This window comes from Cupriavidus lacunae (assembly GCF_003353055.1).
GTDB classification, from domain to species: Bacteria; Pseudomonadota; Gammaproteobacteria; order Burkholderiales; family Burkholderiaceae; genus Cupriavidus; species Cupriavidus lacunae.
This window is the reverse complement of the sequence record NZ_QKWJ01000144.1, coordinates 1-10,336: the sequence shown is the minus strand read 5'-3', so window position 1 is coordinate 10,336 and position 10,336 is coordinate 1. Positions and strand designations below refer to the sequence as shown.

The following is a 10,336-nucleotide window of genomic DNA, read 5'->3' as shown; positions in this document are numbered from 1 at the left end:
GCTCCTGCGCGGCATCGCCGGGCAATACCGCGGTGATGGCGAAGACGATGGCCGAGACGGCCAGCAGCGAGATCAGCGCCATTCCGATGCGCCGCGCCAGCAGACGCAAGATGAAGGGGTTCAAGGTGTCTCCTTTCTTAGTTGGTAAATCAGGCCGCGAGTCGCACGTGAGCGACTGACGAATCGCGCATGCGCTGCAAGATTCCGAAATCCGGTGGTGCAGGGCGCTCATGATCCGTCTTATTCGTCTGGGCCGATAAAGCTCCAGAACGGCTTCTTCTCTGGCATGGCAATGGCTCCTGCAAGGAGCCAGAGTCTTTGTGGGGTGCGACATTGAAGCATGTGCGCGCAAGCGCTTGATGGGGTATTTCAGGCCATGACAGTAATAGCTGCGGTTTCACGTGGGCGGTTTGGCATTGCATGCCGCGCGCACAGCGCGCATGCAGGTGCACCGCAACATTCGTCGGGATTTACCCTGGGAGGGCGTCATCTTGGTGCGTGCCCGGATGCAGTAATTTTTTCCTATCAGATGCCGGCGTGTTCATCGCATCATGGTTTCCCCTTTTCGCCCGGCGCTGCGACGACTGCAATGACATACGCCACGACCCCGCACAATGCCGACGATATGGCAGGCCCGGCCGATCTGGAAAATCTGCGCCGCGGCGAGCGCGGTCAGCCGCTCAGCGGTTTTGTCGACCGTGCCAGATGATTCTGAAGAATTGTGCGGCTTTAATCTGCTTCCGGGCAATGAGCACCAAAACTAAGGCTGTGATTGCCGACGATCATCCTGTGGTGCTCGCCGGACTGGCGCCGTACATGGCGCGTCAAGGCATTGACGTCATGGCCATCGCGGATAGCGTCACTGGGCTTCTGTCGGAACTCAGGAAGCATGCATTGCTACTGCCGGATATCGTCATCACCGGCTATGACTATGGTGGAGAGATCGACGGGTTACGCCTGATAGAACGACTACGCCGGATGTACCCCAAGGTGAAGATCGTGGTCTTCTCGGGGGCGCGTCCAAACGGCCTGGTTCGTCAATTGCTGGCGAAAGGTGCCGACGCGTTTGTCGCAAAATCAATGGATCTGCAGTTCGTGGCGGATGCATGTCAAGCCGTCCTCTCAGGTTCCAAGTACATAGACCCCGCCACTGAGAGGTTGTTGACTGCTCCGACCCACCATTGCGAAGACCGGTGCGACGATCGTCTTAGCCCACGCGAACGCGAGGTAATTCGCCTCCTGGCGCAAGGCCATCCGCTTCAGGAAATTGCACGGAAATTCCAGCGCAGCGTCAAGACGATCAGCGTCCAGAAGTGCTCGGCCATGAGCAAGCTCGGGCTGCGAAATGAAATGGAACTGGCCATGTACCTCGTCAAGCACAGGCACGCGGTGATCCAGTCATGACTGCGCTGCGGTAGCAACCGTAGCGTGAAAAAAATGGGACTGCCAAAGAGCAGCCCCATACGGGCTCTGCTGCAAAGCCATGGAAAGTGTCGATATATGCTGATGAACATACACCAGACAGCAGAGCTACCGAACATACTAAGCCGATACTTGCCTGACGGATATAGGCGGTTGCCTAAAAGAAGCTTTAGATTAAATAACAACATCATGGTCAGACTACAGATTGTGAATTCTCAAAAAACAGATGCAGAATCTGAGTCGCCCCAATTCGAACCGATACGAATTGGATACTTACCATTCTTCGAGGAAATCATTTCATGAAATTCAAACTGTCGGCCATTGCAGTCGCCTTGCTGGTGGTCCCCAGCGCGTATGCGCAATCGAACGTCACGTTGTACGGTGTTGCGGATGTGGGTATTGAATACCTGAACAAGGCCGTTGCTTCGACGGGTACCGTATCTGCCGGCGCCCAGGGCAACAATCTGTGGGCCATGCAATCAGGCAACCAGTCCGGATCGCGCTGGGGATTGCGCGGCGTAGAAGACCTGGGTGGCGGCATGAAGGGCATCTTCCTGCTGGAAAGTGGCTTCAACCTGGATACCGGCACCTCCGGGCAGGGTGGCCGTCTCTTTGGTCGCGGCGCCTACGTCGGTCTGCAGAACCAGTGGGGACAGCTGACCCTGGGCCGGCACACGACGCCGTTCTATGACTTTGGCGTTACCTACGACCCGATGTCGATCGCGAGCCGCTATTCCATCGGTGCACAAGACCCGTTCATGGGCGGGGCGCGTGCCGACAACTCCGCCAAGTATATGGGGACGTTCGGCGGCCTGAGCGTGACTGGCCTGTATAGCTTCAACAACAACAACCAGGAGGTCGCGGGCAATTTCACCAACGGGCGTGAGTACTCGTTCGCTGTGAACTATGCTGCGGGCGGATTCGCCGTTGGCGCCATTTACGACCAGTCGAACCGGTCGGCAGCCACGGCTCTTTCGACCAATAGTCTGATCAGACGGGCCGCAGTCGCCGGGACATACGCTTTCGGTCCTGCCAAGCTCTACGGCGGTTACCGATATGCCCACGCGTTCAACGGTGCCACCCTGCCTGGCGTTGCGCTGACCAACACAGTGTCGAACCTCGGTTGGGTCGGCGTTGGCTACCAGGTATCGCCGGCGCTGTCGGTCAGTGGCTCTGCGTACTACCAGAACCTGCGTCAGTCGAACGCCGGCAACCCGTGGCAGTTCGTTGCGCTGGTTGACTATGCACTGTCGAAGCGCACGGACCTTTACACCACGGTTTCATACGCACTGAACCGCGGCAAGTCGAACCTGGGGGTGAACGGGTTCAATGACCAGCTGGGTGCGAGCAGCGAAGCCGTGCAGCCGGGTGCAAACCAGTTTGGCGCAGTCGTTGGCATCCGCCACAAGTTCTGAGCCTAAGTCCGTTAGTGCAGACCCGGGGGCATCTCCGGGTTTTTGATACAACTCCGTTCGGCTTCAGGGTTGCCAGGTTTGGAGCGCCGTCCGTTCCGGGACGGCTTCGCGTTGGCCGCCGGCTTCCGCATCATGTCAGCCACAGCGGCGCAGCGCCAGGCCTCCAACTGCGGGCGAGAAAACACCGGAAATTGCAAGTTCAAAGCATATTCGGCAGCTTCTGCCAGCGCTGCGATGCGATACTTTATCCGGATCGCGAGCCTGCTCTCGCTGTTCATGGCGAGGAAATACAAAGTACGTACCGCTGTAGCCGACAGCCATCACTGTCGTGGGCTATGCCGATCCCTTCGTCAAGCCCATGCGTATGCTCGAAACGATCAACGACGGGCACTGGAACCATCATCTGAAGGCAAATGAAGTGCTGAAGGCAGGGAACATCAAGCTGGACACGGAGGGCTGCAATGTCGCCTAAGCGACGATGGACGGCAATGCAGGAGCGTTACCCCTCGCTGGGTGTATTCGGGTACATCGACATGATGCTCAATTCGTCCATGCATCCCAGGACGCAGCATCGCGTTCTGGACTGCGTTGAGGAACAGCGCGTATGGGAGTGGCCGGGTTCGCCGGGCATCGGTATCACCCGTTTCGGACGGTTCGAGCATTCCTGCTGTGTGACGTTCGCACGTAGCGGCCAGCACGCTATGTACTACGTGTGCCAGAACGGACGCTATCGCATGGAAGAAGCGCCGACATTCGTATCAGAGTTCCATGCAGGCGATGAGTGACCGCATGCATCGTGCGAAACGGTGCATGCTATCGGCAAGGCCGACTGTGCGCAGATCAACGCAGACCGGGTTCGCTGCGCGTCGCCGGTCAGCAGTCCAGCGGCTCCACTGCCACGCGCACGCGCGGTGCGATGGCGCACATCAATTCATAGCCGATTGTTCCGGCTGCGGCAGCCACGCTGTCGATCGGAACGTGCCTGCCCCAGTGTTCAACGAACGTTCCAGGTGTGGCATCCGGACACTTGGTCAGATCGACGGCGAGCATATCCATCAGTCCGTGTAGCGGTCAGCATCCGTGCCGTGCGGGGCCCAACTCGGCGCCGACGGGGCTCAGCAGAGCGCCTGATTCACGATTGCGAACTGCTTGAGCGTGCTATCCGCCGGCGGTACGCCATTACGTGCCATCGCCACGACGGTATCCACCTGAGCCAGTCCCACCTGCGCGAGCCAGTCCTGCAGGTCGCTCGTTCCCGTGACATCCACGCGTACGAAAGACCCGGCGTATGCGCCGGACCAGTGGGCAATCAAGGCCTTCGCGCGCTCACTATCGCAGGCCACCACCGGCCCAATCGCATAGCCTCGCCCGAAGCGCCGCATGGCCGAGAATCCGACCGCTTCGCCATTGCGTTCCAGCACCACAGTCTCGGCCATGGGGAGCAATGACTTCAGCACTTCGCCGCGCGACATGCCGGTAGCGCGATTCCCCAGTTCAATGATCGTCTCGAGATCGCCTGACTCGAACGGACGCAGCGTTTCCCCCGCATTTAGTGCAACCGGGCTGACGGCATTCATCGTGCCCTGATGCTGGTTGATGGTGCCAGTCGCGACGAAGCCGAGGCGCTCATACAGAGGCTGTCCGGCGGGAGTTGCATTGAGCAACGTGCAGCGGTTGCCGAGCGCTTCCAGCACCAGGCGCATCAACTCACTGCCGATGCGCTTGCCTTGATGTGCCGGCGACACAATGATCATCCCGAGCGATGCTTGCTGTCCCTGCTTCCAGCAAAGCCCCGTGCCGATCACCACGCCAGCTTCCTCGGCGACGAAGCCGGTTCCAAGGCGAAGGACAAATTGCCAGTCTTCGGCACGATGCGGCCAGCGCAAGGCTTGCGACAGCTCATGTGCGGCGGGCACGTCCTCTTCGCTCATCGTGCGATAGGAAACTGGCGCATGGATAGCGTGGCTTGGCATGGTGTCTTCCTCTTGAGTAAGCCGAATCAGCAACACGTCTGGCAGGACTACGAACTGAAGCAATCTTGCCACAGTGTTCCCGCCTCGTTACGGCGCAAATGCGATTCCACATGATCGTCTGACTGCCGCTTCATCACGCAGCGCTTATGCCGTTGGGCCAGCGCCAGACCGCACAAATTGCTACGCCCGCGCTCCTGCAATGGGCTTGCGGGATGCAGCCCGCTTTCCCACACCGGGGAAATGGCCGACGCCCATCAATAGCGACTTGTTCGGGATGCAGCAAATTATGCTGAACGGCACGTTAAATGCCGCTGTTTCTATGCGTGGACACTGTCCAAACGGGATACTCCGGAACCTCGAAGGTGCTGTAATTCTGTCCGGGGAGTAGGCGACGTCATGGCGGAGCTGATTCATGTCGGGACACACCTACACCGATCGAACTTTTTCCCTCTTGAAGGTTTGCGCAGCGCATGGCTCACGCAGCGTAATCCTCATTGAATCGCGAGAACAAGTCATGTCGAGTTTGCAGCAGGGTGCCACCGTGCACGCCACGCCGGCTACCTTTGTCAATTTGCGCACGTTTGCGCAAGACCATTCCCTCGGTATTCCCTTCACCGACGCTTCCGAGGAAAACAACTTCCTTTTCCGCCGTCGCATGCTGGACTTGCCGCCGGGACCAGTAACGGTGGGCGTTATCAAACTGGACAGTGGGCGCGGGTCGGTAAAGGCACAGCCTGCAGATGAGTTCATCATCGTCTGCGAGGGCAAGCTGACGCTGATCCAGCCGGATCGCACGGTCGTGCTGGGTCCGGGCAACAGCGCTGTGTTGTTACATGACGCAGAGTTCGCCTGGTCTGCTGAGTGCCCGGTGTCGATCATCTTCATGCGCTACAACGACAGCCGCCCTGGAGCGCGCGCGCTTCTGCCGATCGCAGAAGAGCCAGCACTGGAACCGTCCGGCGCGCCTTCGGCCGCGTTGCTGCTCACCCCGACTCCCGTTTGTCGCAACTACACGGACTATCGCTCTCAGGACGGGCAGTTCGTCTGCGGCACCTGGGATTCGACTCCCTACCATCGTCGGGCGATGTTCTATCCCCACTACGAACTGATGTATCTGTTGGAGGGCAGCGTGACGTTTGAAGATGAAACCGGCCGTAGTGGGACATTTTCGCGTGGCGATATCTTCCTGGTCGAACAGAATGCGCAGTGCAGCTGGGATAGCCGTGAGCAGGTGGCCAAGGTTTATGCAATTTTCCGGCCGGCCTAGTTAGTATTGCGCGCCGTTGAAATTCACTGGTGGTCTCCGCTTCACTGTGAAGCCTTGCCCACAGGCAGCCATGCCTGTGGGCTTTTTATTTGATGGTGCCCTCGATCGCTGCGCAATGAACTGCGCCGCAAGCGGCATCATTGGCGTCCGACCAGCTTCAACAGGCCCAGGCCCGGATACATGCGGTCGATCTCCGCCAGATCCTGGTAGGTCTCCTCGAGGATCCAGTCGCGCAGCCTGGTTACGGTAGGGCGAGGGGACGGGGTCGCTTGCTGCACCAGATAGCATTGCCGGTTAGCGACATGGACCTGATCGATGGCCGGCACCAGTGCCCCCTGTCTCACCCAGTGGGTAACTACGTTCAGCCAGCCCGGCGCAATGCCCTGGCCGAGCATCGCTGTCTGCACCACGATCGAATAGTCGGAAAAATTCAGGTGGTACAAGTCCCGGCTACGTTGACCGAGTGCGGGAAACAGCGTCGGCCAGTCCCGATTGCTGTCGGTCAGGTTGATGAGGACGTCGCTGTCGCGGCCGGTATCGTCCCGATAGGCCGGGCTGCACACTGGCACGATGATTTCCGGCATCAGCAACACGCTGTTTTGCGCTGCCTCGCCGGGGGAAAAGAAGCGAAGCCCAAGGTCTACGTCATGCAGCGGCCCGCCCACCCTGCCAGAGATCAGCTGGAACCGCAGGTCAACGCCGGGAAAGTCCCGCCGCAGCTTTTCCATGCGCGGCATGATCCAGTGCGTGGTAAAGGCCGTCGAAACGGAGAGCGTGACGGTCTCCAGTCCGGTGGCGCGCGTTTCGATTTCACTGATCGACGCCTGGATAACGTTGAAGCCTTCGGTGATGGCGCGATGGAGCAGGCGCCCGTTCTCGGTCAGCTCGACGCCCCCACGTACCCGATCAAAGAGCCGCACGCCCATGCGGTCTTCCATGCGCGCCAGCATCCGGCTGACGGCCGGCTGGCTGACATAGAGTTCGGCGGCGGCCTTGGTCAGGCTGCCGCAGCGCCCGGCGGCCTCGAAGACAAACAGGGCATTGGCGCTGGGCAGTTTTCGCCGGAAATTTGCCATAACCTCAGATTATGTTCGGCCCAACAATTGGGACGTTGCCGTGCTGGCAGGGGCTCCCTACACTTTGTGCATCGTACAACGGATTATCGGAGCAAGGCCGTGTCTGTGCGTCACATCGGGTTATCGGCGGTCGAATTTGCCGGCGGCAAGGGAGGCGATGGCTGCCTGGCCGCTCCTATTACATTAAGCGCCAGCGCAGCCTCGCCGGAACCGGCGCAAGCATCACCCGGAGCGGCCGCGTCGGACGCATCGCGGAACGTTTTGATCACCCGCAGCGGCATCCTGGTGGACCGTGCCCATGGGGGCGCGCCTTGCTCTTCCGACCCCTATTGGCACCATGGCCTTGCGCCGTTCCCGACCGCGGCATCCGAGCTGCCCGCCAACGTCGATGTGGCGATCGTCGGCGCGGGATTCTGCGGCTTGTCCGCGGCCCTGGCGCTGGCCAGGCAGGGTGCGAATGTTGTGGTGCTGGAAGCGCAGGGTTCGATTGCAGCGGAGGCGTCGGGTCGCAATGGTGGCCATGTCAACAACGGCCTGGCCGTCGACTACGCCACGCTTGCCGCGCGCGTTGGCGCCGACCAGGCGCGCGAGTGGTATCACGCTTACGACGCCGGCGTGGACGCCGTGGAGGCGCTGATTCGCGACGAAGGCATCGACTGCGGTTTCGTTCGCCATGGCAAGCTCAAGCTCGCCTCGCGGCCCGAGCATTACGACATGCTCGCGCGTAGCTGCGAACAGCTCGTGCGCTCTGGCGTGGATCCGGACGTGGAGCTGCTGAGCGCAAGCCGCGTCAGGCAGGAGGTGGCCAGCGACCGCTACGCCGGCGGACTGCTGTACCGCAAGAGCGGCCAGATGCATATGGGCCGCTTTGCCCACGGGCTGGCGCAGGCAGCGGCGCGCCAGGGTGCGCAGATCCATCTGCGCACGGCTGTGGAGAAGATCGAGCGCATCGGGCACACGCACGGCCACCTGCTGTACACGGCCCGCGGCACGGTGCAGGCCAGCCAGGTGCTGCTGGCTACCGGCACCACCCAGCACGGCGGCTACCGCAGCTTCGGCTGGATCCGCCGGCGCATCGTTCCCATCGGCAGCTTTGTCATCGCCACGGAGCTGCTGGGGCGTGCACGCGCGCAGGCACTGCTGTCGGAGCGGCGCACGTATGTCACGACCGCGAACCTGCATAACTATTTCCGCCTCACGCCTGACGACCGTCTGCTGTTTGGCGGCCGGGCGCGCTTTACCGCTTCGCCGCCGCAGTCCGATACCCGCAGCGGCGAGATCCTGCGCGCCACCATGCTGGAGGCCTTTCCGCAGCTTGCGGACGTGGCAATCACACATTGCTGGGGTGGGTTGGTCGACATGACGCAAGACCGCCTGCCGCACGCCGGCGAGCGCGACGGCCTTTACTACGCGATGGGATTTAGCGGGCATGGCACGCAGATGGCCGTGCTGATGGGGCAGCGCATGGCCCGCGTGATGGCGGGCGATATCCTGGCAAACCCCTGGCGCACGCGCGACTGGCCGGCCATACCGGGCCATCTGGGACCGCCGTGGTTCCTTCCCGCCGTCGGCCTGTACTTCAAGCTCAAGGACCTGGTGTCGTGAGCCAACTGAACCGGAATTAGCGCAAGCAAGCTTTGTTTCGGCACCGCGGTCGTATCCGCACGCGGCCGGTGGGCCGCTTTTTCTCTCATTTTTACTAGCAGAGGTATTTCATGGCACTCAAAGACTTCAAGGTACTTACCTTCGACGTGGTTGGCACGCTGATTGACTTCGAGGGCGGGATGCTCGACTACTTTCATCGCGCCGTGCCCGACAGCGCCATCAGCGATGAGGATTTTCTCGCCGCCTATCGCCGCACCCGCGCCGCCGACAAGACGATGTGGTATCCCGATGACCTGGAACGTTGCTGGCACCTGATGGCGCAGAGCCTTGGCCTCCCCGACTCCGACGAACTCGCCTGTGGCCTGCGGGACTCCGTGGTCAACTGGAAGGCGTTCCCGGATTCGGTCGAGGCGCTGAAGCGTTTGCGCAAACATTTCAAGCTGGTGGCGATGACCAACGCCCAGCGCTGGGCACTGACCCACTTTGAGAAGACGCTGGACTTTCCGTTTGACGACACCGTCACCTGTGACGATGCCCTGACGGAAAAGCCCGATCCTCAGTACTTCGCCTATGCGCGTGGCCGCTATGACGGCAAATGGGGTTACAAGCAGGCAGGCAATCTCCATGTGGCGCAGAGCCAATACCACGACATCGGCATTGCGAAGAAGCTTGGGCTGAAGACCTGCTGGATCGAGCGCCGTCATGCGCAGAAGGGATTCGGCGGCACCATGGAAGTGCCGGAGCTGACCAAGCCGGACTACCACTTTCATTCGCTGGCACAACTGGCGGACGCTGTCGAGGACAACCAGTAAGGGCAGTCGCACCCGGGGGCGGTGTCGCTGCGTCGCACCGCCTTTTTCGTTCCCTATCTTTTCCCTTCTCTCGCTCCCTGATCTACATGCCCATCACTATCATTCCGCAATCCGTGACTTGCAGCGACCTGACCGACGACGGTCCTGTCGGCAGGCCGTTAAGCCAACCGCCGTGCCGCACCAGCAGCTTCAAGTTTGACCTCGAAAGCGCCGGACAGAACCGGGCCGGCCTGTGGGAATGCACAGTCGGCTCCTACGAACGGCAAGTCGAGGAAGCCGAAGTCATGCACATCCTTGCCGGTGAGTGCCTGTTCACGCCGACGGGTGGCAGGCCGATCCGGATCAAGGCCGGCGACACGCTGTTCTTCCCGGCGAACACGACCGGCATCTGGGAAATTCTGGAACCCTTGCGCAAGGTCTACGTGATCCTGCAGTGATCGGAACGCGAGCGGGGAAGAACGTTGCACGCTCGCGCATCTGAACAAAGCCACGAGCCGACGCATACGCACCCCTCTCCCGCACGCGGGAGAGGGGTGCAAACCGGCGGCATTCAGGCTTTGTCAGGCTGTGTTGCGATAACCCGGATCAGTTCGTTTCCAGCAGCACCTGCGCACGCGCAAAGCGCCCGATGGCATAGGGCTCCAGCGGAATCGAGGTACGGCCCGTGGCGATCAGCTCCGCCATGGTTTCGCCCACGCCGGGGCTGATCGCAAAGCCTTCACCATTGAAGCCGAAGGCGTAGTACAGGCCGGGCACCGTGGCGCTG

General features: G+C 60.9%; 11 protein-coding genes and 3 pseudogenes. 8 read left to right on the top strand and 6 right to left on the bottom strand.

From position 1 onward, the window contains the following. Nucleotides 1-124, bottom strand: a pseudogene (locus tag DN412_RS45315) (ABC transporter permease); the annotation flags it as partial. Nucleotides 125-747: 623 nt separating this feature from the next. Here DN412_RS45315 and DN412_RS40995 point away from each other — a divergent pair. Together DN412_RS40995 and DN412_RS40990 are read left to right on the top strand one after the other, a co-directional pair. Continuing rightward, nucleotides 748-1,404 carry a response regulator gene (locus DN412_RS40995; RefSeq protein WP_115216739.1) on the top strand — a complete coding sequence of 219 codons (657 nt, stop codon included), beginning with the start codon at nt 748-750 and terminating at the stop codon, nt 1,402-1,404. Between the two features lie 317 nt (nt 1,405-1,721). Next, nucleotides 1,722-2,837, top strand: coding sequence for a porin (locus tag DN412_RS40990; RefSeq protein ID WP_115216738.1), 1,116 nt, complete (start codon nt 1,722-1,724; stop codon nt 2,835-2,837). A gap of 11 nt (nt 2,838-2,848) precedes the next feature. On the opposite strand, the gene DN412_RS43240 is transcribed toward DN412_RS40990, so the two are convergent. Next, a complete protein-coding gene (locus DN412_RS43240; protein ID WP_133303173.1) occupies nt 2,849-3,130 on the bottom strand; it encodes a hypothetical protein in 282 nt (93 codons plus the stop codon). A 35-nt stretch (nt 3,131-3,165) separates the two neighbouring features. Between DN412_RS43240 and DN412_RS43680 the strand changes: the two genes are divergently transcribed. Further along, entirely contained in the window at nt 3,166-3,309 is a 144-nt protein-coding gene (locus tag DN412_RS43680) for a hypothetical protein (RefSeq protein WP_161564125.1), read from the top strand. Nucleotides 3,310-3,325: 16 nt separating this feature from the next. Continuing rightward, entirely contained in the window at nt 3,326-3,622 is a 297-nt protein-coding gene (locus DN412_RS40985; RefSeq protein ID WP_115216737.1) for a hypothetical protein, read from the top strand. A gap of 88 nt (nt 3,623-3,710) precedes the next feature. Here DN412_RS40985 and DN412_RS40980 read toward each other — a convergent pair. Further along, nucleotides 3,711-3,893: pseudogene (locus tag DN412_RS40980) on the bottom strand (alanine racemase C-terminal domain-containing protein); the annotation flags it as partial. 59 nt (nt 3,894-3,952) lie between these two features. Next, nucleotides 3,953-4,810 (bottom strand): GNAT family N-acetyltransferase, encoded by an 858-nt coding sequence (locus DN412_RS40975; protein ID WP_115216736.1) that lies wholly within the window; start codon nt 4,808-4,810, stop codon nt 3,953-3,955. A gap of 412 nt (nt 4,811-5,222) precedes the next feature. Between DN412_RS40975 and DN412_RS40970 the strand changes: the two genes are divergently transcribed. Beyond that, complete coding sequence (locus tag DN412_RS40970) at nt 5,223-6,077, top strand: cupin domain-containing protein (RefSeq protein WP_244223076.1); 855 nt, start codon at nt 5,223-5,225, stop codon at nt 6,075-6,077. A 137-nt stretch (nt 6,078-6,214) separates the two neighbouring features. Here DN412_RS40970 and DN412_RS40965 read toward each other — a convergent pair whose 3' ends face one another. Then, nucleotides 6,215-7,153, bottom strand: coding sequence for a LysR family transcriptional regulator (locus DN412_RS40965; RefSeq protein ID WP_115216734.1), 939 nt, complete (start codon nt 7,151-7,153; stop codon nt 6,215-6,217). Between the two features lie 372 nt (nt 7,154-7,525). Between DN412_RS40965 and DN412_RS40960 the strand changes: the two genes are divergently transcribed. From DN412_RS40960 to DN412_RS40950, 3 genes are all read left to right on the top strand, one after another. Then, the gene (locus DN412_RS40960) at nt 7,526-8,758 is read left to right on the top strand and encodes an NAD(P)/FAD-dependent oxidoreductase (protein WP_244223077.1); all 1,233 of its coding nucleotides are present in this window, start codon (nt 7,526-7,528) and stop codon (nt 8,756-8,758) included. A gap of 110 nt (nt 8,759-8,868) precedes the next feature. Beyond that, nucleotides 8,869-9,570: an HAD-IA family hydrolase gene (locus DN412_RS40955; protein WP_115216733.1), complete on the top strand. Its 702-nt coding sequence runs from the start codon at nt 8,869-8,871 to the stop codon at nt 9,568-9,570. 86 nt (nt 9,571-9,656) lie between these two features. Continuing rightward, on the top strand, nt 9,657-10,007 hold the full coding sequence (locus DN412_RS40950; RefSeq protein WP_115216732.1) for a cupin domain-containing protein: 351 nt from the start codon (nt 9,657-9,659) through the stop codon (nt 10,005-10,007). A 148-nt stretch (nt 10,008-10,155) separates the two neighbouring features. On the opposite strand, the pseudogene DN412_RS40945 reads toward DN412_RS40950, so the two are convergent. After that, nucleotides 10,156-10,336 (bottom strand): annotated as a pseudogene (locus DN412_RS40945) (FAD-binding oxidoreductase); the annotation flags it as partial.